The 25,495-nt window shown below is 34.7% G+C and carries 22 protein-coding genes; 17 read left to right on the forward strand and 5 right to left on the reverse strand.

Going from position 1 to position 25,495, the window contains the following annotated elements; translation table 11 throughout:
• Positions 1–132: 132 nt before the first annotated feature.
• The 15 genes from H6G05_RS00890 (at position 133) to H6G05_RS00960 (ending at position 19,054) form a co-directional block, all read left to right on the forward strand.
• The gene (locus H6G05_RS00890) at positions 133–1,053 is read left to right on the forward strand and encodes a class I SAM-dependent methyltransferase (RefSeq protein ID WP_199310234.1); all 921 of its coding nucleotides are present in this window, start codon (positions 133–135) and stop codon (positions 1,051–1,053) included.
• Positions 1,054–1,070: 17 nt separating this feature from the next.
• Positions 1,071–4,565 carry a glycosyltransferase gene (locus H6G05_RS00895; protein WP_190575450.1) on the forward strand — a complete coding sequence of 1,165 codons (3,495 nt, stop codon included), beginning with the start codon at positions 1,071–1,073 and terminating at the stop codon, positions 4,563–4,565.
• Positions 4,566–4,630: 65 nt separating this feature from the next.
• On the forward strand, positions 4,631–5,572 hold the full coding sequence (locus tag H6G05_RS00900; protein WP_190575452.1) for an NAD-dependent epimerase/dehydratase family protein: 942 nt from the start codon (positions 4,631–4,633) through the stop codon (positions 5,570–5,572).
• A complete protein-coding gene (locus H6G05_RS00905) occupies positions 5,557–6,480 on the forward strand; it encodes a glycosyltransferase family 2 protein (RefSeq protein WP_190575454.1) in 924 nt (307 codons plus the stop codon). The genes H6G05_RS00900 and H6G05_RS00905 overlap by 16 nt, the downstream gene beginning before the upstream one ends.
• Positions 6,481–6,623: 143 nt before the next feature.
• A complete protein-coding gene (locus H6G05_RS00910) occupies positions 6,624–7,346 on the forward strand; it encodes a class I SAM-dependent methyltransferase (protein WP_190575456.1) in 723 nt (240 codons plus the stop codon).
• 2 nt (positions 7,347–7,348) lie between these two features.
• Positions 7,349–9,013, forward strand: coding sequence for a hypothetical protein (locus tag H6G05_RS00915; protein WP_190575458.1), 1,665 nt, complete (start codon positions 7,349–7,351; stop codon positions 9,011–9,013).
• A gap of 83 nt (positions 9,014–9,096) precedes the next feature.
• Positions 9,097–10,203 carry an acyltransferase family protein gene (locus H6G05_RS00920; RefSeq protein WP_190575461.1) on the forward strand — a complete coding sequence of 369 codons (1,107 nt, stop codon included), beginning with the start codon at positions 9,097–9,099 and terminating at the stop codon, positions 10,201–10,203.
• Between the two features lie 225 nt (positions 10,204–10,428).
• Positions 10,429–11,823: a glycosyltransferase gene (locus H6G05_RS00925; RefSeq protein WP_190575463.1), complete on the forward strand. Its 1,395-nt coding sequence runs from the start codon at positions 10,429–10,431 to the stop codon at positions 11,821–11,823.
• A 23-nt stretch (positions 11,824–11,846) separates the two neighbouring features.
• Positions 11,847–12,632 carry a methyltransferase domain-containing protein gene (locus H6G05_RS00930; protein ID WP_190575465.1) on the forward strand — a complete coding sequence of 262 codons (786 nt, stop codon included), beginning with the start codon at positions 11,847–11,849 and terminating at the stop codon, positions 12,630–12,632.
• 269 nt (positions 12,633–12,901) lie between these two features.
• Positions 12,902–13,822: an SDR family NAD(P)-dependent oxidoreductase gene (locus H6G05_RS00935; RefSeq protein WP_190575467.1), complete on the forward strand. Its 921-nt coding sequence runs from the start codon at positions 12,902–12,904 to the stop codon at positions 13,820–13,822.
• A complete protein-coding gene (locus tag H6G05_RS00940) occupies positions 13,819–15,036 on the forward strand; it encodes a glycosyltransferase family 4 protein (RefSeq protein WP_190575469.1) in 1,218 nt (405 codons plus the stop codon). The genes H6G05_RS00935 and H6G05_RS00940 overlap by 4 nt, the downstream gene beginning before the upstream one ends.
• Positions 15,037–15,043: 7 nt before the next feature.
• Complete coding sequence (locus tag H6G05_RS00945; protein WP_190575471.1) at positions 15,044–15,961, forward strand: glycosyltransferase family 2 protein; 918 nt, start codon at positions 15,044–15,046, stop codon at positions 15,959–15,961.
• A gap of 110 nt (positions 15,962–16,071) precedes the next feature.
• Complete coding sequence (locus H6G05_RS00950; protein ID WP_190575473.1) at positions 16,072–17,085, forward strand: glycosyltransferase; 1,014 nt, start codon at positions 16,072–16,074, stop codon at positions 17,083–17,085.
• Positions 17,086–17,090: 5 nt separating this feature from the next.
• The gene (locus H6G05_RS00955; RefSeq protein ID WP_190575474.1) at positions 17,091–17,969 is read left to right on the forward strand and encodes a glycosyltransferase family 2 protein; all 879 of its coding nucleotides are present in this window, start codon (positions 17,091–17,093) and stop codon (positions 17,967–17,969) included.
• A complete protein-coding gene (locus tag H6G05_RS00960; RefSeq protein WP_408962454.1) occupies positions 17,969–19,054 on the forward strand; it encodes a glycosyltransferase family 4 protein in 1,086 nt (361 codons plus the stop codon). The genes H6G05_RS00955 and H6G05_RS00960 overlap by 1 nt, the downstream gene beginning before the upstream one ends.
• A gap of 156 nt (positions 19,055–19,210) precedes the next feature.
• Here H6G05_RS00960 and hisI read toward each other — a convergent pair whose 3' ends face one another.
• Together hisI and H6G05_RS00970 are read right to left on the reverse strand one after the other, a co-directional pair.
• Positions 19,211–19,543, reverse strand: coding sequence for a phosphoribosyl-AMP cyclohydrolase (hisI, locus tag H6G05_RS00965; RefSeq protein WP_190575478.1), 333 nt, complete (start codon positions 19,541–19,543; stop codon positions 19,211–19,213).
• Between the two features lie 141 nt (positions 19,544–19,684).
• Positions 19,685–20,026, reverse strand: a complete 342-nt coding sequence (locus tag H6G05_RS00970) for a hypothetical protein (RefSeq protein ID WP_190575480.1) — start codon at positions 20,024–20,026, stop codon at positions 19,685–19,687.
• Between the two features lie 172 nt (positions 20,027–20,198).
• Here H6G05_RS00970 and H6G05_RS00975 point away from each other — a divergent pair, with 172 nt between their 5' ends.
• Together H6G05_RS00975 and H6G05_RS00980 are read left to right on the forward strand one after the other, a co-directional pair.
• Entirely contained in the window at positions 20,199–21,035 is an 837-nt protein-coding gene (locus H6G05_RS00975) for a helix-turn-helix domain-containing protein (protein ID WP_322096302.1), read from the forward strand.
• A 253-nt stretch (positions 21,036–21,288) separates the two neighbouring features.
• Positions 21,289–22,044 carry a class I SAM-dependent methyltransferase gene (locus H6G05_RS00980; RefSeq protein ID WP_190575482.1) on the forward strand — a complete coding sequence of 252 codons (756 nt, stop codon included), beginning with the start codon at positions 21,289–21,291 and terminating at the stop codon, positions 22,042–22,044.
• A 158-nt stretch (positions 22,045–22,202) separates the two neighbouring features.
• On the opposite strand, the gene H6G05_RS00985 is transcribed toward H6G05_RS00980, so the two are convergent.
• The 3 genes from H6G05_RS00985 to H6G05_RS00995 all read right to left on the reverse strand — a co-directional run bounded on the left by H6G05_RS00985 (position 22,203) and on the right by H6G05_RS00995 (position 25,459).
• Complete coding sequence (locus tag H6G05_RS00985; protein ID WP_242025174.1) at positions 22,203–23,663, reverse strand: ATP-binding protein; 1,461 nt, start codon at positions 23,661–23,663, stop codon at positions 22,203–22,205.
• On the reverse strand, positions 23,584–24,135 hold the full coding sequence (locus tag H6G05_RS00990) for a heme NO-binding domain-containing protein (RefSeq protein WP_190575484.1): 552 nt from the start codon (positions 24,133–24,135) through the stop codon (positions 23,584–23,586). The genes H6G05_RS00985 and H6G05_RS00990 overlap by 80 nt, the downstream gene beginning before the upstream one ends.
• A gap of 469 nt (positions 24,136–24,604) precedes the next feature.
• Positions 24,605–25,459 (reverse strand): SDR family oxidoreductase, encoded by an 855-nt coding sequence (locus H6G05_RS00995; RefSeq protein ID WP_190575486.1) that lies wholly within the window; start codon positions 25,457–25,459, stop codon positions 24,605–24,607.
• Between the last annotated feature and the right edge of the window lie 36 nt (positions 25,460–25,495).

The following is a 25,495-nucleotide window of genomic DNA, read 5'->3' on the forward strand; positions in this document are numbered from 1 at the left end:
TTATCTAAATTAATTTAGTGGATTTGATCGGTTAATATTAAAACAAACTAGGTTAACTAATATATATTTATAATTCAACCTAATGTTTTGCATCAAACATTTAATGAATAACCTTTGAACCGCTAAGTATTTATGACGCAATCAAAACAAATAGAACTGGTACAACAACTCGAAGCAGCTCAACAAAGAATTGCAGCTATGGAAAGCAGTAAGTTTTGGAAGTTGAGAAATGTTTGGGTTAAATTTAAAAGGTTCTTAAAATCAGAGTCTAATCAACTTGATGAAGCTACAAAAGTCTTTGATTACCCAGTAATCTCCAATTTAGAAGCTCGTGATAATCCTAAGCCTGTTCAAATAGGCACTATAAACGAGCAACCACGTAATCAGTGGATTGAGCAACAACTTAGAGCATTACCCGCAGGATTAAGGATACTAGATGCTGGATGTGGGGAACAACAACATCGAAAATTCTGCCAACATTTAAACTATGTTGGGCAGGACTTTGATAGCTATCACGGACAGGGAGATCTCAAAGGATTACAGATGGGGAATTGGGATCAAAGTAATATTGATATCATTAGTGACATAGTCGCTATCCCTGAACCAGATCAATCTTTTGATGTTATTTTGTGTTCAGAGGTTTTTGAGCATCTCCCTGATCCATTAGGCGCTTTAAAAGAGTTTGAGCGTCTGCTTGTTTCAGGTGGCAAACTAATTTTAACAGCTCCATTTTGCAGCTTAACTCATTTTTCTCCGTATCATTTTTATTCAGGATTTAACAGATATTTTTATGAGGCAAACTTGAGAAAATATGGTTTGGAGATACTTGAGATTGAAGCTAACGGAAACTTCTTTGACTATGTAGCACAGGAGTTAAGACGTATAAATTATGTAGCTCAGCGATATGCCAACTATAATTTTTCTGAACTAGACCATAACACAATTTATCAATCATTATGTCTTTTAGAGATTATTAATCAGGAGCAAAATAATTCTGAAGAGTTATTATGTTTTGGTTATCACGTATTAGCAGAAAAAAGTATTAATCATTAGTATCACTTGATAAAGCCATGTTAAACATAATCATTTTTAGTAAAAATAGAGCTTGTCAGTTAGAGCTATTACTAAGAAGTTTAAAGATCTATCTTCAAGATTGGCAACTTTATTCTGTAAATATTATCTTCAGTTATACAAACAGAGAATATGAACAGGGATATGAAATAGTAAAAAAACAATTTCCATCATTCAACTATTTCCCAGAGTCTCAAGACCAATTTGTTGCTGATTCATTTAAACAATTAGTTTTAGAATGCTTTAAGAATGATCATCCTTACACAATGTTCCTCGTTGATGACTTAGTATTCAAGTCACCTGTTAATCTTGCAGACAATACATTTCAAACTTTTATTAATGACTCAAATATTCTTTGCTTATCACTAAGGCTTTCTCCTGATATTGAGTATTGTTACACATCAAATATTTTCTCTCCTCCCCCTCCATTCGACACAAATCTTGTATGGGATTGGCAAAAGCAGCCTAAAAACTCAGACTGGGGCTATCCTATGTCTCTTGATGGGCATATATTTAGAACTCTTGAAATATACGATCTTATTGAATCCAAGCGATCATTTAATAACCCCAACACTTTAGAAACTCAGCTAGCTCTGCGACCGATATCAGCGCACCAGATGATCTGTTACGCCGAGAGTAAGATTGTTAATATACCAGCTAATAAGGTTCAAAATATTTATAGTAATCGTCATGCTCAGATGAGTGATTTGAATAATTTGAATCAACATTTTTTAAATGGCTATCGTCTAAGCTTAAAACCTGTTCTAGAAACTAAAAATATTTCTGTTCATCAAGAAATTCCATTGCAATTCTTTAATCCATTTCAAAATATTTCTAGTCTTGTAGTTGGCATTTTATGTCGAAACGATATTCTCCGATTGGTCTATCAAATTGAGTCTTTACTCTGCCAATCAATTTTACCTGCAACCATAATTTGTATACTTAATGAAGAGTCTTCATGTCTAGAAAGCTCAAAAGTTATTGAATTAACAAAAAACTTCTATTTCAATATAGAAGTAACAGTTAATTACAATACTGAAGAAGCAGCAGATACAAGCCAAAGCGTTAAAAGAGAAAATAATTTTGTTTTCCTAGATGTTGACAAAAATATATCATCCACTTTTATTGAGGATTATCTCAATGAAACTAGTAATCTTGAAGATATAGACTTCTACAATCTGCAACAAACCAAACATGAAAAGGAATATCTAGCCTCTAATCTAGAACAACTTAAGTCTCAGTTTCGATATCAACTTGAAATTACAAATCCTCAGTTACAACAAACCAAATTACAGCTACAACAAACTGAATCTCAACTACAACAATCCAGATCTCAACTCCTCCTAACTGAATCGCGACTACAACAAACTAAATCTCAACTACAACAAGAAAAAATTAACTTAAAGGCTATTCAAAGTAGTAAATTCTGGAAAATTAGAGAGAAATGGTTCGAGATCAGGAAAAAAATAGGTGTGAGGAATGAAGATCAGGGTTTTTCATTGCTGACTCTTTACAAAGTTTTTGACAATAAATTCAATATTAGTACTAACGCTAAGAAAGATAATTTAGTGGTCATTGAGCAAGAACAGTGGTCTCGTGACTTACCTCTAGTTAGTGTGATTATTCCTTGTTATAACTATGGCAAATATCTAGAAGAAGCGATTGATTCAGTCTTAGCTCAAACTTACACAAATTTTGAAATAATTGTTGTTGATGATGGTTCGACTGAGCCAGATACAATAATGTTGTTAAGAAATTTAAACAAGCCTAAAACAAAGATAGTTAGGACTAATAATTTCAAGCTTCCAGCCACTCGTAATAATGGGATTAAAGAAGCGAAAGGAAAATATATTTGCTGTTTAGATGCTGATGATTTGCTTAAGCCTACCTACTTAGAGAAATGCTTGTTTAGGCTCGAATCTGAAAATGTAGATGTTTGTTATACATGGGTTCAAGAATTTGGTGATAGTCAAGCTGTCATACCAACTAAAGAATTTGATATTGATACTTTAATGGTTCAAAATTGCCTACATGTTTCAGCAGTTTTCAAGCGTAGTATTTGGGAGGCTGTAGGAGGCTACAACGAGTCGATGGTTGAGGGCTATGAAGATTGGGATTTTTGGTTGGCGATCGCTAAAATTGGAGGATCGGGCTCTAAAATTGATGAGCCCCTATTTTTGTACCGAAAGCATGGACGTTCAATGATATCTTCTGCACTTGAAAAACATGATGCTTTATACAAACAAGTGAAGGATAATCATAAAAACTTGTACCTTAACAACAGATTTGTTAGAGAGATTAAGCGTAATCGAAAGAAATATATTGTTAATAATAGCTTCGCTAATTTACGTCTTTCTTTTCAAGAAAGTTCTATTAAAGAGTGTAAGAAAAATAATATTTTATTTGCTTTACCTTGGATGACAACTGGAGGCGTTGACACAGTAATTTTGCAACTAATTAAAACATTAAAAACTCAAAGCTTTGATGTAACAATTTGCACAACATCCCCAGTAACTCTGGACATGGGTGATAACACTTCAAAGTACGAAGAGTTAACTACAAAAATATACAATCTATGCAAATTACTTAAGCCTGAAATCTGGAAAGAACTAGTTTTTTATCTAATTGAATCCAAAAGTATAGGAATTATTTTTCTTTCTGGATCAACCTATCTTTACGACATATTGCCAGATATTAAAGATAAGTTTCCAGACATTAAGATTGTTGATCAACTATATAATGAATTTGGACATATCAATAACAATCGTAGATACTCAAAATTTATTGATATGAATATTGCTGAGAATGAAGCAGTTGAAAATTGTCTTTTATTAGACCATCAAGAGCAATCCGATAGGGTTCGTCTAATTAATAACGGAGTCGATACCGATTATTTCAATCCTAATGTAATCAATAGTATTGAATTAGTTGATAATTTGGTTCCTAAAGATAAGTTTGTCATTTCTTTTTTAGGCAGATTTTCACAAGAAAAGTGTCCCAAACTATTTGTGGAAATTGCAAATCACTTTAAAAATGATGATTCACTTTATTTTGTTATGGCTGGCAACGGCAATTTGTATCATGAAACATTAGAGCAAATAAAAAGATATGGATTAGAGAGTAAAGTATATCTACCTGGATTTGTAGACACTAGAGACTATCTAAAAATTTCTAATTTACTTATTTTGCCATCTGAAATTGATGGGAGACCAAATGCTGTTCTAGAGAGCTTATCGATGGCTGTACCTGTTATCGCCTCATCAGTTGGAGGATTGCCGAAAATCATTAAGGATGAATACAATGGATTTCTATGTGCATCTGGTGATATAGAAAGCTTTGTAAACTGCATTCAAAAGGTGCTTGCAAATGAGGAGCTTTATCTAAGTATGAGAAAAAATGCCAGGAATTACGCTGTGCAATATCTTGATATTAATATTGCCCAAAACAAATATATAAGCTTGTTTGAAAAATTATTGCTTCAGAATAATTGCTAACTTTGTTAGCAATTAATATTAATCATGAATAAAGAAAAAATCATCCTTTATCAAAGGTCTACATAGTGAAAATTGGAATAACTGGAGCAACAGGATTTTTGGGATCATATTTGCTGAAGTATTTAATGAATCTAGAAAAGTATGAATTATATGCTTTAAGCAGAACTATATCATCAGAAAAAATTAAAAGCTTTAACAGTGTAGTTTGGATTGAAGGGGATTTAAGCTCAAATCAAATTTGTGCAGATTTTGTCAAAAATCTTGATCTAATTATTCATCTTGCACATACCAACACGCCACTTACTTCAAATCGAGATATTTCTAGTGACACCTTACTTAACTTAGTCCCTACACTTAATTTATTGCAGGCAGTTCGAGACTATGGAGCATCTCCTAACATAATTTATGCTAGTAGCGGAGGGGCTATTTATAAGCCTTCTCTAAATTGCCTATCTTTTAAAGAATCTGATCCCTGCGAACCTTCATCTTCTTATGGAATTCAAAAACTTACAGTTGAAAATTATTTGCGTTTGAGTGCAGAACAAAACTGGTTAACAGCTACTTGCCTCAGAATCGGTAATCCCTACGGAGTTTTACTAGCATCAGAGCGTATGCAAGGTTTAATTGGAGTAGCTTTAAATAAAACTCTTAATCGGCAACCAGTTAAAATTTACGGAGATCCTAATAATGTAAGAGACTACATTCATTTAGAGGATATGTGTCGTATGTTTGAGTTGGTTATACATCAAAGATCCTCCTTTGAAGTTTACAATGTGGGAAGTGGAACAGGCTATTCCGTCAATCAAGTCCTAGACTTAATCGAGAAATTTACTGGTATTGTTATGACAAAAGAAATATGGCAAGCAAACCAGACTACTAATCAATTGCCGTCATGGACAGTGCTAGACATAAAAAAATCCTATGAGAATTTAGCATGGGAGCCTTTAATTAAACTTGAACAAGGTTTAAAAGCCTTATGTGAGCAAACACTATGGAATCATCAGTAAAGGTTTCGGTTTTACTCCCTGTTTATAATGGGGGGGCAACCTTATCTCAAGCGATCGCATCTATCCTTTCTCAGGATATGTCAGAGTTTGAATTAATAATCATTGATGACTGTTCCACTGACAACTCTACTTCTGTTATTCGTCAATACGCGGATAAGGATTCAAGGATCATCCTGATTTTTCATGAAGTCAATATTGGACTAGCTAAAACCTTGAATGAAGGACTTAAATTAGCGAAATCAGATTTTGTTGCAAGAATGGATCAGGATGATGAGTCTTTACCCCAGCGTCTTAGAATTCAACTTGATTATATGCTTAGTCATCCAGAATTTGCCGTTGTTGGTAGCTACGTTTATCATATGGGTGCTAAGCAAGAGTTTGATCGTTTAGTAGAACTTCCATCTAATTCTGAACAAATCAAACAAACCCTTTTGCAATACAACTGTATGTATCATCCTTCAGTGATGATGAGACGTAATAAAATTTTAGAGCTTGGTGGTTATAAAGCTGAATTTAAGAATGCGGAGGATTACGATTTATGGTTGCGAGTTAGTAAATTATATCCATTATCTAATATTTCCGAACCATTATTACGATACAGATTTTCTGTCTCAGGAATGACATTAAGCCGAAAATGGGAACAATTATTTTATGTTTATCTTGCACAGTCAGCTCATACAAATGAGAATGCTTCAATTGATCTGATAAATTCAAAAGCACAAGAAATGTTAAAACAAATAGACAAAGTCTACTTTCTCGAACAGGTTGCTAATGGTACGATCTTGGAATTATTAAATCTTAAATTATGGAAAGATGCTATTTATTTAGTATGGAATTTCTCTACTGATATTGGATTTAAGAAATCAGTACGTTTGTTAATACGCGTTATTAAATTTGGCTTATACTAGATTTTTCTGAGTATTGTTAGAAAATCTCAGAAGCAGACAATAACGAGCATTAATTTTAACGAATTTATATATTGTTTTTGGGACGCAAATAAGATACCATCTATTATCAAAGTCTAAAATATTCACGCCGAGCTCAATTTTTTATGGAAAAATTAATTAAATCTATTCAATCTTTATTTTTACCTAAGTCAAACGCTATTAGTGCGCCAATATCTGATGACAAAGAAAAAATAATGTACAAACAGATTCAAGAATGTAGAGATACGCATGATGTTCTTCTTGGATCAGATGTAACCTATTTTGACTTGGCGGAACCCGCTATGGATGATCAGTGGAATGAGTATATCTATCCAAACATTAAAGATTGTGATTTAAGTATTTGTATTGATCTTGCTTCAGGACACGGTCGCAACACAAATAAATTGAGAGAATATGCAAAAGAGATCCATCTTGTTGATGTCAATAAAAGTTGCATAGATGCTTGCAAGAAAAGATTTGGAGAGAGGGACGAAAAATGCGCTTTCTTTTACTACGTGAATGATGGTCATACTTTGAAAGAGATCAGTAGCCATTCTATTCAATTCATCTACTCTTGGGATGCAATGGTTCACTTTGACAAATTAGTAGTCAAAGAATATGTTAAAGAGTTTTGCAGGGTTTTGCGATCTGGTGGATTTGGATTTGTCCATCATTCTAATTATGGTGTTATCAATTCAAGTAATGAATGGATGCAAAATCCTGGCTGGAGAACCAATATGACAGCACAACTATTTGTTGAGTATTGTAGTGAAGCTGGACTAAAAATCGTCAAACAACAACTTATTAACAATGATTTAGACTGTATATCTATTTTTTGCAAACCATGATCATGGAAAAAGCACAACAAAACAAGCTTAACAATCTATACTCTTATTTGTTATTGTTTCTATTTGTTTCTCCTAGCATATTGTGGATCAGCCTTGATCAACGTGTTTGGCCTTGGGATCAAGCTTGGTATGGGCAGGTTTCTGTAGAATTATTTTACAAACTAACTCATTCACCTATATCTTGGGCTAAAGATATGATATCAGCCTTCGGAATTAAAGCGCCGGGAACTGCTTGGCTGGGACAACTATTTGTTCCTATTGGCAATCTTATTGGCTCAATTGAAATTGGATTACTTGCATCAACAGTATTGACCCAATTCTGCTCTTTAGTACTTATTTATCAAATAGTATCAAAACTAACAAGCAGTCGCTTAATCACAATTATTTGTTGTCTTTTTGCCGCTTCATCACCTTTATCCGTTGCATTAACCCATCAGTATCTTGTTGAACCTTTACAGTATCTTTCCGTAACTTGGATTGTTCTCATAACAGTTTTCTCGCCAGACTGGCAAACAAAGAGAACTCTTCTTCATTTGATTTCTGCAATATCTTTGTCAATGCTGGCTAAAATAACGTCTCCATTATATTCCTTTCTTGCAGTTTTACTTATATTATACAATATCTGGAAAAACAGAAATATTGATAAGAATAATAAAATTAATATTAACAATAGTAAGCCCCAATATATTAATGCAATTTCAAAATCTGGTTTTCTGGCTTTAACAGCATTTGTATTAGCAAGTGGTTTCTTGTTATGGTATGGAAAGAATCTACAAACTATTTTATCTTTTACTATGTTAGCCTCATCAGGAGAGGCTTCGCTTTTGTATGGAGAAAAAGCAGATTTCTTTCGCAAACTGCAATTTTGGCTACCATCATTTCAAAAAAGTTTTTTTTCTTCAACTTGTCTAATATCTACTTTTGTTTTGCTTGGTTATATTGCTGCAAAAAAAGTATTAAAAATTAAAAATAAAGTAAGGTTCTATAAGCCTAGTTATTTTGATATTCTTGCTATTGTTTCCTTGTTTCAAATAGTTTTAGTATTATGTTTATTCTCTCTAAATGTAAATCAAGAGAATAGATATTTACTACCTTTATTGCCTTACTTAGTTATTATTCTTTCTTGGATTTTAAAGAGAACAAGGCAGAAATTGATAGTGATTTTCTTTGCTTTAATATTAACTTCCCAGTTCTTTTTTGTCCAAAGTCAAGCATTAGGCTTAACTCTTCCAAATAGTGATTTTTCGTATTGGTTATATGCATTTGATAGAAGTATATCGAATAAAAAATTGTTAGCTGATGTAGTAAATACAACTTGCAAGCAAGAAGGAAACGAAAGATACAACATTATAGGTTTAGAGCTAACTTGGTTTAATGCAAATTCAGCATCATATTATTCTTCTAAACAATTGCTTTCCCCACAAGAAATACATTGCTATTATACTCCCTTAGGTTATGCAGACAAAGATATAGAAAGAGCGTGGAAAAGGTTGTTGGATTTGAAAATTAATTTTTTTATTACGCTAAAGACTGAACTACATCCTAATGATCCATTTAATCAAACTTCTTTGCCAATTCTAGAACGAATTCAAAAGTCTTCACAATTTACATTGTATCCTTCTACTGATAACGACTCAGTTTTACTCTACAAAAATATCACTAACTAGAATCATGAAATTATTGCTTAAATTAAATTCAACCTGACTTTTTCTGATTTGAATTTAATCCAGACGAATTTACAAATAATTTCATGAAAGATAATTCGATTAAAAAGTTCGATTATATTGATGCTCTTAGGGGCTTTGCCATATTAGGTGTCATTATTGTTCACTCTTCACAGAGGGTTGCTCCTACTGACATTTTCTTGTCTCAACTAGTTGCAGAAGGCTCAAGAGGAGTGCAACTTTTTTTTATGACAAGTGCTTTAACTTTATTCTTGTCCATGGAAGCAAGAAAACAGAGTGAACCCAAACCATTACTTAGTTTTTATATAAGGAGATTCTTTAGAATTGCACCTCTTTTTTATTTAGCTATTGTTACCTACACATTGCGTGATGGTATGGCTCCTAGATATTGGGCTCCCAATGGAATTGATTGGTGGCATATTATTTCAACAGTATTTTTTGTTCATGGTTGGAATCCTGAAACAATTACATCTGTAGTCCCAGGTGGATGGTCTATTGCTGTAGAAGTGACATTTTATCTCTTTTTACCTTTCCTATTTAAGAAATTAAATGGCATCAAAGCTACCTTGATAGCTCTACTTATCTCTTTGTTACTATCAAAAATTGCATCAATTATAGTATTGGACTTGTTCTACCGTATTTATCCAAGTACTCAAAATTATTTAGTTTATAATTTCTCAACTCTTTACTTTTTCTCACAGTTGCCAATATTTATATTAGGAATATTGGTCTATCATACTATCAAGAAATTTCCTTGTAAAGATATAACACTTGCTAGAATACTCCTGTTTGCATCAGCATTTCTATTTATTGCATTTTTGACACCACAAAGTTTCAACGATCTACTTACAAAACATTTTTTGTATAGTATTTCTTTTTCTTTTTTTATACTATCATTGCATTTTTATCCAAGTCCATTTCTAGTTAATAAGACAACTGTTTTTCTGGGGAAAATAAGTTTTAGTTTGTATCTCGTACACTTTATAGTTTTAGACAAGCTGGCATTTTTTATTAAAATTTCTGCTGGAAACTTTAAATTTATTGCAGCATTTCTACTGATTTTATTTTTCTCAACTATTTTTTCACTAATTACATACTATTTTATAGAAATTCCCGGGATAAACTTTGGCAAGAAATTGATAAAAAAGCTTGTATCTAGTATAGAAATATAAAACTACAACTTATATTCATCAATTATTTGATTTACTTAAATTCATTTTTATCTTTTTGCCAATATCACTTTTATCTCTCGTATATCTCTTTATTAGTTTGTAATATGATAATATTAATTTCCAATGTATTCCTGTAAAGTATTTTTAGACTGAGCTTTGGGAATTAGATTGATAATTTGTCCATTATATTGTAAAAATAGTTAGTTACTTTCTCCTTGAATATTTATGTTTGTCAGTACACAGCTTCAGAAATGGCGAAACAGAAACTCATATTATTATAGAGACATAGAGTTGTTTTACCAGTTTTGGGTTCAGCCATATACTAAGGTATTGGAAGTTGGCAGCGGCTTGGGTGATTTGCTAGATAAAGTAAAGCCAGATTATGGACTAGGTATAGACGTAAACCCTTTAGCAGTTGAAAACGCTAAAGAAAAGTATAATCATCTTGAATTTGAAGCTACTGACGCTGAAGAATTTATAAGTAACCAGTTGTTTGACTACATATTATTAGCAAATACAATCAGTTATGTTGGTGATATTCAGATGGTTTTTACTAATTTATCAAAAATGTGTCATTCATCCACCAGAGTAATCTTAACTTTTCACAATCCTGGTTGGGAATTATTCCTTAGATTAGCGACATTCCTTAAACAGAGAATGCCAGTATCTTCTCTAAATTGGTTAAACTTAGAAGATATTGAAAACTTATTCAATTTGGCTGGTTTTGAAGTAATTAAACATGGTAAGCGTTGCTTATTTCCTAGAAATATCCCTCTAGTTTCATATATCGTTAATAAGTTTATTGCTCCTTTACCTATATTCAATCAGCTATGTTTAACTGAATATATTATTGCTAGACCTCGTATTAGCACATACGAATCTCAAGAAAATGCTAGAGAGTTAACCTGCTCTGTGATTGTCCCAGCCCGTAACGAGGCAGGAAATATCGAAAGCTGTATTACTCGAATGCCAAGGCTTGGTAAAAACACAGAGATTATCTTTGTTGAAGGGCATTCTAGTGATGATACTTGGGAGGAAATTCAGCGTGTACAAAACAAGTATCAAGATAAATGGGATATCAAGATTTGTCAGCAAACAGGCAAAGGAAAAGGAAATGCTGTTAGAGAGGGCTTTGCCATGGCACAAGGAGACATTCTAATTATTTTGGACTCCGATTTGACCGTTCGCCCTGAAGATCTGATCTATTTCTTTAATGCTGTTGCCTCAGGCAGATGTGAATTTGCCAACGGGTGTCGTTTGATATATCCTGTGTCTGAAGATACGATGCCATGGCTAAATCGTATGGCAAATCGCTTTTTTGCATGGTTGCTATCTTATCTACTAAATACAAAAATCAAAGACTCACTTTGTGGAACCAAAGTTCTAAAAAAAATCCACTATGAAAGAATTGCTCAAAACCGCAGTTACTTTGGAGACTTTGACCCTTTTGGAGACTTTGACTTACTTTTCGGAGCCGCCAAATTAGGGCTACAGATTCAAGATATTCCTGTAAGATACATGCCACGCACGTATGGTCAATCAAACATTCAACATATCAAAGAAGGATTAGTCTTATTGAAAATGTGTTTATATGCAGCCCAAAAGATAAAATTTATCTAAAAGTTTAGTCGTTAATACAAACTATGATACAAAAATTAGTCCGTACTTTAAAACTTCCAGAAAATCAGCAGATTAAGAGTTTAGACGATTCAGAAAATATATATATTCTTAGGAAAATCATCCAAAGAAAGGTATTTTTGCGCAATATCTATCTATCCTTTTATAGAAAGTTTCTTAATATATTGTCAACAATTAAAGTTGTAGGAGAAGTGATTGAGCTAGGGAGTGGAGCTGGATTTATTAAAAGAAAAATACCATATGTAATAACTTCGGACGTTATTGCATATGAGGGTGTAGATAAGGTCTTCTCTGCTTTGGATATACCTTTGGCTGACAGTAGTGCTAGTGCTTTTTTAATGATTGATGTTTTGCATCACATTAAGGATTCCCGATTGTTCTTTCAAGAAATGCAGCGTTGTTTAAAGGTTGGAGGAAAGGTGGTAATGATTGAGCCAGCTAATACAATCTGGTCAAGATTTATATATACTAGATTTCATCATGAGCCATTTGATGTTAATGGGGGTTGGGGTTTTGAAGAAGGAGGTCCACTATCTGGAGCAAATATGGCTATACCTTATATTATTTTTCAGAGAGATTTGAAGCAATTCACTTATGAATATCCTAACCTCAAAATAAGCTCAATCTCGTTTCATACCCCATTTAGATATTTGATAAGTGGTGGTTTGTCATTTCGCCAGCTTCTTCCTTCATTTACTTATCCCTTAGTAGCTTTTTTTGAATTTATATTAACTCCTTTAAATAGATTTTTAGGAATGTTTATGACTATTGAATTAGAAAAAACAAGTTGAACTTGAAAAACTGCTGCTATTTTAATGATCAATAAGTAAAGGATATAAGAAGTCATCATCCAAATATGAGGATTAAAAAACACTCTTTTACCTTGAAATGACAATAAGAAAATCCAAAAGCTAATCTATCAAATGGTTAAATATATGATGAATAAAAACTCTTGAGAAGAAGAATAACTTCAGTTAATTACTAGATCTTAATCTCTTTTAAATGTTTGTGAATGCAATATAGTTCAAAATTCAAATTTCTTGTAATCTGGAAACGTAAAATGAAAGCAATTGTTATAGGTGGTTCAGGATTTATTGGCTCTTATATTACCCAAGAGCTAGTCAAACAAAATATTACTACACTTGTTTATGATGATTTCTCAACAGGTGATGTCAATAATCTTAGTTCAATTAGTTCAAAAATACATATTATAAAAGCTGATGTTACTGATTTAGAGCAACTTCAAGCATCAATGGAAGGAGTAAATTATGTATTTCATCTAGCAGCTCAAACATCAGTAACCGAATCTTTACTAGATCCCTTTTCCACGAATCAAATTAATAATACAGGTACATTAAATGTACTGTGGTCTGCATTACAAGCAAAAGTTTCAAGAGTAATAATTGCTTCAAGTTGTTCAGTATATGGAGATAGCCACCAACCTCCATTACTAGAATCTTATTTGCCTAATCCTAAATCTCCTTATGCAGCTAGTAAATTAATTGCAGAAGCATTTGCTGAAAGTTTTTACCACTCCTACGGTCTAGAAACAATATGCTTAAGATACTTTAATGTATATGGCTTACGTCAAAGAGCAGATTCAGATTATGCCGCAGTGATTCCTCGATTTATAGAATGCTATCGCCAGAAAAAATCTCCTCAAATTTACGGGACTGGACTCCAAAGTCGAGATTTTATACATGTTTCTGATGTCGCTAGAGCTAACATTTTAGCAGCGATGCTACCGAGTACTATAGTGAATAAACATCGAGTTTTCAATATTGGAACTGGTATTAAAACAAACTTGTTAGAATTACTAGATCTAATTTCTAAATATACTAATTCCTATTTAGAACCTAATTTTTTGTCGTCTCGACAAGGGGAGATTGAGCACTCTTGTGCAAGCCCTAATCTAGCTCAAGAAAATTTGGATTTCAGCGCTTTAGTTAGTCTAGAAGAAGGGATTAAAACACTATTATGAAAATAGTTTATGTACTAACCACTAATTTGCTATGTGGCGGACATATAATAGTTCTCCAACATGTTTCTCGGCTAGCTAAAAAGGGATATAATGTTTCTATCTGTATTTTAGATGAAACTGTACCTCCCACATCAGCTTCCTTCTCTTGGTTTCCCAACTTTGACTACCCTGTCATTCACCCCCAAAATTTTCCTAAAGATGTTGACATTTGTGTGGCAACTTTCTGGGATACATTAATTCAAGTTCTTAAATTACCTGCTAAGCATAAAGTTTATTTTGTTCAATCAGATGAAACCCGTTTTTATGATGATCTAATCATGAAAAACTGGGTAGTTTTGACTTATTTATGTAATATTCATTATATGACTGAAGCAAAGTGGATTGTTGATTGGCTTGATCACAACTTTGGTCATCAAGCTGCTTATATCCCTAATGCTATTGACACTAGTATTATTCATACCGACAAACCAGTTGCTAAAAAGAGAGAAGACAAGTTAAGAATATTAGTAGAAGGCACGATAGATTCTCCTTTTAAAAGAGTAAGAGAGGCAATTAAAGCAAGTGAAGGATTAGGTTGCGAAATCTGGTGTGTTTCAAATGGGGGGAAACCTTCTCCAGATTGGAAAATAGATCGCTTCTTTTATAAAGTTGATTTTAGTCAAATGAAAAAGATTTATTCTAGCTGTGATATTTTAGTTAAACTTAGCAGTGTAGAAGGTTTTTTTGGTCCACCTTTAGAAATGATGGCTTGTGGTGGAGTGTGTGTTGTTAGTGACGTTACTGGATATGATGAATACATTAAGGATGAATATAATGCTTTAGTCATACCCAATGGTGATATTGAGATAGCCCGTCAAGCATTAAAGAGACTAATTGAAGATAAAGATTTATATACAAGACTCCAGAGCAATGGGCAGATAACAGCTAATTCTATGCAGTGGGAAGAATCAATTGATAAGCTTGAGTCTTTTTTCCAGAGCCTATCTTCTAAGCCTAGAGCATCTCATGTTAAAGCGGAAAGAATTGAAGTTTTGCGGAAATTACTAACAGAGTATTACTTTTTAAAATGTGAAAATCCAGAAATAATCAATTCATATAAATTATCAAGATTGGAATATATTGTGGTTAATATTTTCAAAAAAATCAAACAAACAATACCTTTATCCATAAGGCTAAAGACCAAGGCTAGAATCAATAGACTTATTAAGAAATAGTTGTTGTATGCAGACAAAAGTAGCAGCCTACATCACATGTTATCAAGATCAAGAATCTGCTAATAGATGTATTCAATCTATCGGAGCTCAATCAGTTCAAGTTAAAGCTATTTATATAGTAGATAATTCCCATGAGCCATTGCAATTAAATAATAAAAATGGTCTGCTATTGATTCATCATTATCCTGAGAATATCGGAATTATTGGAGGTATGGTAAAAGCTATCGAATGGGCGATCGCTGAAGGATATGACTTCCTGTGGACATTTGATCAAGATAGTGTTCCCTCAGAAAATTGCTTGGAAATATTAATCGCTACATATAATGAAGCGATACAACGAAATAATTATGAAGTTGGTATTGTTGCTCCAACTCCTTCTGATCCTAGGACAGGTAAAATTATAGAAGGTGCAGTTTTTTGTTGTGACCGATTTCAAGGAATTAAGCATAATAGTGATGTTGATTTTTATGAATGCGATTCACCTATAACATCAGGTTCGTTGATTTCATTAGCTGCGGCTCAAGCTGTCTCTCCTCCTTGCATTGATTTGTTTATCGACGGTATTGACCTCGACTATGGATTTAGGCTAAGACAAAAAGGATTTCACAATCTGATTTCTAGTAAAGCTACAATGCATCATAATTATGGGAATCCCATTAGAGTGAAATTCTTGAATAAATCTCGTCAAGTTCAACAATATTCAGCTTTACGCCATTACTATATTTGCCGAAACCATACATATTTAGAGATGCAATTTTCTAAAGGTTATTATCATTTCACTAGTCTAATACAGCGCTTGAGATACATGCTTATTAATATTCTTTGGATCATACTTTATGACTTTAGCGATAAGCAATTAAAAATATGGGCTTGCTTGTTAGGAACTTATCATGGACTATTAGGAAAGCTTGGTAAAAACTGGTGATTTAATAAATACTTTAAGTAGATAGTAATATAATTAATTTAGTTGATTTTATTGGAGCTTATATTTATTGAAATTAATTTGTATGAATATTCAGTATTCAATTTAATAAAATGATAATACTAGAGAAAATAGGTATTGTTTTAGCTACATATAATCCCAATATAGAATATTTTCAAAAACAGATTCAGTCAATCAAAAATCAAATCCATGAAAATTGGATCTGTCATATTGTTGATGACTTTTCTTTAATAGATTTGCAAAAATCTATTGAAATAATTATTGGTGATGACACACGATTTGTTTGCCATTTTCATAATCAAAATCTTAATCATTATTATAATTTTGAACGTGGATTGAAATATTGTATTGAAGATAGTTCAATTACTGCTATAGCTTTGTCAGATCAAGATGATATTTGGCATCCTCAAAAATTATCTATATTATTAGCAAAACTAAGAGAAAAAAAAGCAGTTTTAGTCCATTCTGACTTGAAAATGATAGATTCTAAAGACAATGTAATTAATCAATCAACTTGGGAATTTGAAGGTCGAAATCCTGAAAAGCTATCAACAGATCTGCTATTACTTTGTAATGTAGTAACTGGATGCTCATTAATATTTTGTAAATCTATAGTAAACGATATACTCCCGTTTCCTGAACAAGACAAAATTAACTGGTATCATGATTGGTGGATTGCTTTAGTTGCAGCACAGAAAGGTAGAATTGAACATATTCGCCAGCCTCTAGTTATGTATAGAATTCATGGTTTAAATAATGTAGGAGTCACTAAAGATTCTTCAAAAATTTATCGAGAAATAATGCTTTTAATAAAGAAGAAATTTAAGCTTTCCCTTAATAGCTACTTGGTTAGGAGGAATTTTAGCAATCTGTTCTATCAAAGATTTAAAAAAGATCTAGATATTATAAACTGGAATAATCCTTTTGAAGATAAAAGGTTTGATTTTGGTGTAAGAATAATTGCATTACTATTCACAAGTATATCGTCAGGATATAATGCTGAAGGTGTAGCTTTGAGGGTTTGGTTATTAAAAATCTTGTTTGATTTACAAAAGATTAAGCAAATATTAATTAATAGACAATTAAAAACTACTAAGCGTGGATAATCTATATGTCTTCTAATTTTGTGTCAATTATTTTAGTTAACTTTAATGGAGAGGATGTTTTAGTTAACTGCCTGAGATCTTTAGAAAAATTTGTTCCTAAGTATAACTCTGAAATAATTGTTGTTGATAATAGCTCTCATGATAATAGTACCAATATTATTGAGAGCAAGTTTCCTGATGTGAGATTAATCAAACTACCTCAAAATCTTGGTTTTGGAACAGGAAATAATGTTGGAGCTAGAGAAGCTAAGGGAGATTTTTTGCTTTTATTGAACACTGACACAATAGTTACAAGTAATTTTCTGCCACACCTATTAGAATTAATGACCTCAAATTCAGATGTAGGTATCATTGGTCCTAAACTAGTTTTTCCTGATGGGAAATTTCAGGTCTCTTTCTCACCTGAAATTAGTTTTACTGGAGAAATTAGAGCAAAAAAAATGCATAAAAATTCTTATGACGAAAATAAACTATATCTCATTGAAAAGGATTTTCAATCTATTAGAGCTGTAGATATAGTTGTTGGAGCTGCTTTTTTTATTAGGAAAGATTTGTTCGATTTATTAGGTGGGTTTGACGAAAGGTTTTTTATGTATTTTGAGGAGTCTGATTTGTGTAAAAGAGTTAGAGATAAAGGATATAAAGTCTTATATACTCCTCATATATCTATTATTCATTTGCGAGGACATTCTGTTAAAAAATTATCGGATAGAATGTCTTTAGAATATAGGAAGAGTCAAATTTACTACTACCATAAGCACTGCCAATTATGGGAAATATTCTGTCTAAGAGTATATTTACTAGTTAAATTTTTATATGAATATTTGAAATCACCAAACTTCTATAATCTAGAAATTATAAAATTAGTTTTTGTTTATAAATAATCTTGTCTGTACTAATTAACTATTCATTTTTATTAACTAAGCCCACAGGTACTACAACCTATGCACTTAGTCTTTTGCCTTTTCTAAAAAAGGTTGAGCCGACGATTTTAACCTCACAACCTTTGCTTAATTATAATTGTTATCAAACACCTGTTGATCAAACAGCAGAGCAAGGATTTAAAGGGCATCTACGGCGCTTAATGTGGATACAATTTCAATTGCCAAAAATCTACAAGGAGCTAAAATCGCAACTTTTGTTTTCACCGATATCAGAAGCACCATTATGGTCTCAATGTTCTACAGTGGTGATGGTTCACGATTTTATACCTTTGAGATTCCCTAAACGATTTTCTCCGCTTACACCATACAATCAATATTATGTACCTCAGGTATTATCTCAGGCACAGCACATTGTTTGTAATTCCCAATCTACTGCAAACGATATCGTTAAATTTTGTCATATCCCATCACATAAAATTACACCTATTCTTTTAGCGTATGATGCGAAGCACTTTCGAGAAATCGTAAATAAGTCAGAATCTAAATCATTACACTCTTACTTTTTATATATTGGTAGGCATGATCCTTATAAAAACGTTAGTCCTCTAATTTCAGCTTTTGCTAGTTTACCGTCAAATCATGAGTATCAACTTTGGCTAGCGGGGCCATCAGACGATCGCTATACTCCAGCGTTAAAAAAACAAGTCCAAGAATTAGGACTAACGGATCAAGTCAAATTCCTAGACTATGTACCCTATGAGGACTTACCAAAAATAATCAGTAGCGCGATCGCTTTAGTATTTCCATCACTGTGGGAAGGGTTTGGCTTACCCGTACTCGAAGCAATGGCTTGTGGCACTCCTGTGATCACCTCTAACCTGTCATCCTTACCCGAAGTTGCTGGTGATGCCGCGATTTTGATCGATCCTTACAATGTGGAAGAAATTGCCGATGCAATGCAGGCGATCGCTAATGACACAGGTCTGAGATCGCACCTTTCACAACTTGGATTACAAAGGGCTAAACAATTTAGCTGGGAAAAAACGGGGCAAGCAACTGTAGAAGTTTTGCAACGATTTTTGTAGTTAAGTCTTTGCTTCTAAATTGATAGCGATCGCTTATATATCTGGCTCAAAATACGACTATCGCGGATATTTACCTTGAGTCTTCAACTAGTTCTGAGCCTGCATCAGTATCACCAATCATTATTTTGACAAATACTGTTTGCTCTTTAATTTGGATTAAACGGGAACTTCTGTAAAGAAACAACTTCTTGCGCCAGTGTGACAAGCGACATCACCAACCTGTTCAATCTTGACCAAAATTACATCGCGATCGCAATCGTAGTAGAGCTTTTTGAGCTTTTGAATATGTCCTGAAGTTGCACCCTTATGCCATAGTTCTTGGCGAGATCGGCTCCAATAATGGACTTCACCAGTTGAGATGGTTAGTTCTAGGGCTTGGCGATTCATCCAAGCCATCATTAAAATCGTGCCATCTTGATGATCTTGCGCGATCGCAGGAATCAATCCTTGAACATCATATTTGAGATTTTCAATCCAGTTGTCAGTCATTTTTTTATTGCATTGTTCAAACAAATTATATATCAACAAAAGTTTTGCTTAGGACATAGAACTAGCAGCATCGACTTTATAAGGATTTTATGATGTGGTTCCTATACAATCATTTTCTTAGTTTCTTACCCTCAACATCATTCATTTATCAGCATGAACACCTAATAGAAGAGCCTTGATGTTGCCATTTGCCCTATATGTGGCGAATAGCAAATAAGGACATCCGAACATAAAACCCAAGTTCATGAACAGAAGGCTGAATAGAAATCCCTTAATGGTAAATCCCTCTCGCCATGCAACCCAAATTAAGAATAGACATAGAGCAATCAAAAGATCTGTGTTGAACTGCGATCGCCAGTCAAGCTTTAGCATGTCACTTAAAAAGACGGCTGGATAGTTAATGCCCATTGTGGCAATAACATAAATTGACACGGCATAAATTATCAGCGTAGCAATAATTAAAAAAGCGCGTAGTAGTGTCATGTTGTTTTTCTGGTTAGTGAAATTAAAAAAATAGAGAGGAAACAGCTAAATAACATCAATTGCCAATCAAACGAACCACGGTATGCAAGTGCTTGTTATGATCTTGTCAAAGAGAGATAATCAAAGCAATTACCTCATAGGTAATCAAAAACGTTGTATTTGGAGTTAGATAGTGCAACAACTAGCGATCAACCATCAACCATCAACCTTTGGAACCATTCTGAAGCAATGGCGAGATCGGCGTAGCCTTAGTCAGCTTGATCTAGCTCTTATCAGTCAAGTCTCCCAGCGTCACATTAGTTTCTTGGAGTCAGGACGAGCAAAGCCTAGTCAGGAGATGGTATTGCAATTAGCAACAGTTTTAGAAATTCCTCTCAGGCATCAAAATCTAATGCTTAGTTCGGCTGGCTTTGCGCCTATTCATTCGGAAACTGATTTGTCGGCTCCTGAAATGGCATCAGTTTACAAAGCAATCAATTTTATGCTGCACCAACAAGAACCTTATCCAGCAATCGTCATCGATCGCTATTGGAATTTACTTCTGACCAACCAAGGATCTGCTCGACTGTTGAGTACTTTCATCGATCCAGATAAGCTCCAAAGCCGATTTTGTATTGATGGAAAAATCAATTTGATGCGAGTTGTTTTCGATCCACAGGGTTTACGTCCCTTTATTTCTAATTGGGAAGAAGTGGCTAGGCATTTGCTTCAGCGAACATATCGTGAAGCTAATTCATCGATTGAGAGCGAACAGTCAGCTTTATTGTTTAATGAACTCCTAAGTTATCCTGATGCTTCCGAATTGTGGAATCAATCAAGTCACGCTGAACAGCATACTTTGCTGCTTACTATGCATTTACAGAAAAGCAATCTAAATTGGCAGTTTTTCTCAACGATCGCAACTCTTGGTACTCCCTACGATATCACTCTTCAGGAAATTAGAATTGAATGTTTTTTCCCAGCAGATGCGGAGACTGAAAACGATTGGAAAAAAGAAAATTCAATTTAAGGTTTTACTGTAAGCGATCGCTATTACTGTGAGTCGCAAGTTCAAGGTGATCGCATCAATCCCCTATCTGCCAAAGGGTTTGCTGAAGCCGATCGCTATTACAGTGAGTCGTGATTTACGGAGCGATTAATGGTTTGCTAAGGATGATCGCTGTTTAATTTTTGGGTGAGGTAGCGATCACCTATAAACTTGACATTACTGGGAGGATCGACTGTAAGATTGGCAAAAATCTAAATCAGAATGGAAAGACTAAATGAGTGGAGATCCTCAAACCGAGTACATTGACGCTTTGATTGATTTACATCGAGGGATTGAACGTAAAGGACCTGGCGACAATGCCTTTTCACTCAATATTTTGAGCAACCTCCCCACTTTACCTCCCCATCCGCAGATAGCCGATCTGGGATGCGGGAGTGGTGCTGGCGCGTTGCTACTTGCAGAATATTATCAAAGCCCTGTTATGGCGGTGGATTTTGCATTGGGTTTTATTGATGAACTCAAGATTCGTGCGAAACAATGTGAACTGGAGCATCTGATCAAGCCGATTCATGGTGACATGGCAAAGCTTGATTGGGCAGATGGTTCGATTGATTTACTTTGGTCTGAAGGGGCTGCTTATAATCTTGGGTTTGAGCAAGCTCTGACAATCTGGCGATCGCTGCTTACAAACACAGGTATTGCGGTTATATCGGAAATGAGTTGGTTTGCCGATCATGTACCAGAACCTGCGGCTTTGTACTGGCAAAATGCCTATCCGATGATTGCTAATGAGGCAGAGAATAGCGATCGGGCACATCGCTCTGGCTTTAAGGTGATTTCTACGCATCGGCTGCCAAGTCAGGCTTGGTGGAAAAATTATTACGAACCACTGAGCAAACAGATGCGTCAGGCGGAAATTTCCCCTGTCATTCAATTAGTTATCGATGAAATTGAAGAGGAAATGAACCTGTTTGAGAGATTTAGTGACATTTATGGATATACGTTCTATGTGCTGCAAGTGCGACAGTGATTATATTAAAGCGATCGCTATTATTGTGAGTGGTGGTTTTTAGGCGGTCGCTTAATAATTAAGTGTTGTCACACTTTCTTGAATTGGTATAACGCAGTATTGGGCTGATGACAATTGATTAGGAACTTTATCTCTTGATCTAAAGAAAACCACGGCAATTAGGAAATTGGAATTTTAATGACAAATTCAGTTCCCTTTCCCAACTCAGAGATGACATCAATTATACCCCGATGCTTTTCGATAATTTGATAGCTGATTGACAATCCCAATCCCGTCCCTTTGCCAACAGGCTTTGTCGTAAAGAATGGATTAAAAATACTGTCCTTAATTTCATTAGGAATCCCATTTCCATTATCTTTAACGCTAATACAAATGTGTTTAGAGTCATCTAAACTGGTTTTGATTATAATTTGCTTCGATTTTATATTAGTCTCAAATAATGCATCAGCAGCATTAGAAATAATATTCATAAATACTTGATTTAACTGAGATGGATAACACAAAACTTTTGGCAAATCTCCATACTCCCTAAGAACCTCAATGCCTTGCTTCAGCTTGTGGCTAAGAATCAGTAACGTGCTATCAATTCCTTCATGTAAGTCCACATCTTTTTGTTCTGCTTCATCCAATCTAGAAAAGTTGCGTAATGACACAACAAGATCTATAACCCGATCTGTTCCTGTTCGTATTGATGCAATTATACGTGGTAAGTCAATCAATAAAAAATTCAGATCAATCTCCTCCATGTAATCAATGATTTCAGAAGGGAGGGTGGGAAAGTGCTGTTGATAAAGTTTAATTAGGGTTATCAGATCCCGAATATACTGATCAATATAAGTGAGATTACCATTAACAAAGTTAATTGGATTGTTAATTTCATGAGCAATTCCAGCCACCATTTGCCCTAACCCAGCCATTTTTTCAGCCTGAATCATCTGTGTGCTAGTTCTCTGTAAGTCTCTGAGAGCCAGTTCTAAGTCTCTAGCTCTCTGTAAGTTCTCGAGAGCCAATTCTAAGTCTCTGGCTCTTGCCTCTGCAAGTATGGAAATCTCCTCCTTGTCTCTCAAAATATCTTTTAGTTTCGTCTCCCGTTCTACTAACTCATCCATTAGCCGACTCTTCGTTTGCAAAAGCAAAAGAAAATCAGCAACAGAATCGTGAACTGCAAAGTCTTTTAATTTGATTCCAATTTGGCTAAGCTGTCTAAGCTCTGTGACGATTGGCGAACCCAGAAAAAAAATGATCTCGGAATCATCAACAGTTAGCATCTGCCCTTTTAGAACCATTTCGCTATGGAGCGATTTCAAAATAAATATACTGTTAGATTTCTTACTAATGGCTGCAAAATTAGGAGTTTGAATAATAGGGCGGTTAATCTGGAAGCACTGGCTAAACTGTGATTCGATAATGTCAGGAATAAGTCGCTGCAAAACTTCTCCAGCTTGGATGATTGTGAGATCGCCCTTAAACACAAAATGAAAAGGAAATGCTTTCGCAAGTAAGTGGGGTGGCAAAGTGAATTGAGGCTGCATGAAAAGTTCAGTTGGGTTTATACTGGATGGTAAATTCATCATGATCTGCACCGTCAGACTTGCTTTGAGTCTGGGTAACTTCAACATCCGTATTTAAGTGCGTACCCAAGCCTTTCACCAATCCCACTACCATTGGTGCTAAACCCTCTCGTTGTGAATGATAGTGAAGGTGTATGGTTTGTTCTTCAACTTCCTCACAGTCAAAGGATGGCGGCTGGAGTTTGGGAAAACTTATTCCGACACGGGTATGAAGATCATCTAGGTTCTGTAAAAATTCGGGAAGCGTATCACCGCTCATTGCCATCAATTCTCCATACCCTTCTTGAGATGTGTATTGCACCCAGAATTCTCCAAAGGCTTTCATGATTTCTGAAGTAGGTAGTCCCAAAACAAGACTTGCAGCCTTTACAAGGTTATGGGTTACATCATCTGGGTAAGACTCCATGCTGATGAAAGTATCAACTCCAATTTCAGCTTTATGCTGAATCTCCTTCCAAGCTTCTTCACCGAACCGACTACACACCATGTCATGAATTGCTTTGTTAACTAAGCCGTACATAAAATCTCCTATAGTACCGTTTCAGAATTGCTTATGTAGTTTGTGGAAAGCCCCTAGAGTACTTGAAATTCTTTCAGAAAAATGTGCTTTTCATAGGTTACCCAGTTCGTAAGTAATTTCATCAAGTTTGATACAAATGAAAAACTTTCTCTCTTACCAAAATATTCAAGAAATGTAAAAGAAAAAAGATAAAGAAACAAACGGAAGAGATAGATAAGACAAATCAAAACCCAAAAGATGAGTGGCGGCGGGAAGCGCCGCCACTCATCTTTTGGGTTTTATGTCCTAAGCAAAACTTACATTGCTATATAACTATTTTGTGGCGAGACTCCTTATTACTGTGAAGCGTGATTTCTAGGCGATCGCACCAACAATCTATCTCTTAAAGGCGATCGCTATTTCCATGAGTCGTGATTATTAGGCGATCGCAAGAACAATCTATCTCTTAAACACAATCGCCTAGAACTTGTTATGTGGTTAGAGAAGCTTTAATTGATTCGCTAAGGGGAGTGCTTGGGCGACCTATTAATTGACTCAAAGTTTTGCTGTTATCAAACAATCCTCCTTTTGAGGCTCCCGTATCCGATTCCGCTAGCATCAAGGCAATTGGCTGAGGTAAACCAGCATTTTGTAACGCACGACTATAGTCGTCTTGACTTAGATTCTGATACTGAACAGTCTTACCAGACTGCCTACTAAGTTCAGCCGCAAACTCGCTCAAAGTATATGCCTCATCGCCTGCTAATTCATACACCTTGTCAGTGCGATCGCTCGTCAATAAAACAGCAGCAGCAGCGGCATAATCTGCGCGAGTCGCTGAGGCAATTTTACCTTCACCCGCACAGCCCATTAAAACACCATATTCAAGGGCAGCCGCAATAGCAGCAGTATAATTTTCTGTATACCAGCCATGACGCAAGATAACATGGGGCAACCCAGACTCTTGGAGGAGAATTTCCGTCTGCTGATGTTCGGCAGCCAATGGCAGAGGGCTACTGTCGGCGTGCAAGAGGCTCGTATAAGCTAGCAATTTTACATCGGCATTTTTTTTACAAGCGTTGATCACGTTTGCATGTTGAGGAACGCGGCTACCGACTTCACTACCAGAAATTAGCAAGACTTTTTCGGCATCCGTAAAAGCCGCCTCCAGAGTATCGGGGCGATCGTAATCAATCTGCCGAACTTGCACACCCAAGCTGGCAAAATCCGCGACCTTTTGTGGACTTCGGACTGCGGCTACTAATTCATTAGCAGGAACTGACTTTAAAAGTTCTTTCAGGATCAATTGCCCTAACATTCCTGATGCGCCTGTAATAACAATCATCGTTTGACCTCTTTGCTGTTTGTTTTAATGACATAT

Source organism: Phormidium tenue FACHB-1050 (genome assembly GCF_014696925.1).
In the GTDB taxonomy this organism is placed as follows: domain Bacteria; phylum Cyanobacteriota; class Cyanobacteriia; order Pseudanabaenales; family Pseudanabaenaceae; genus Pseudanabaena.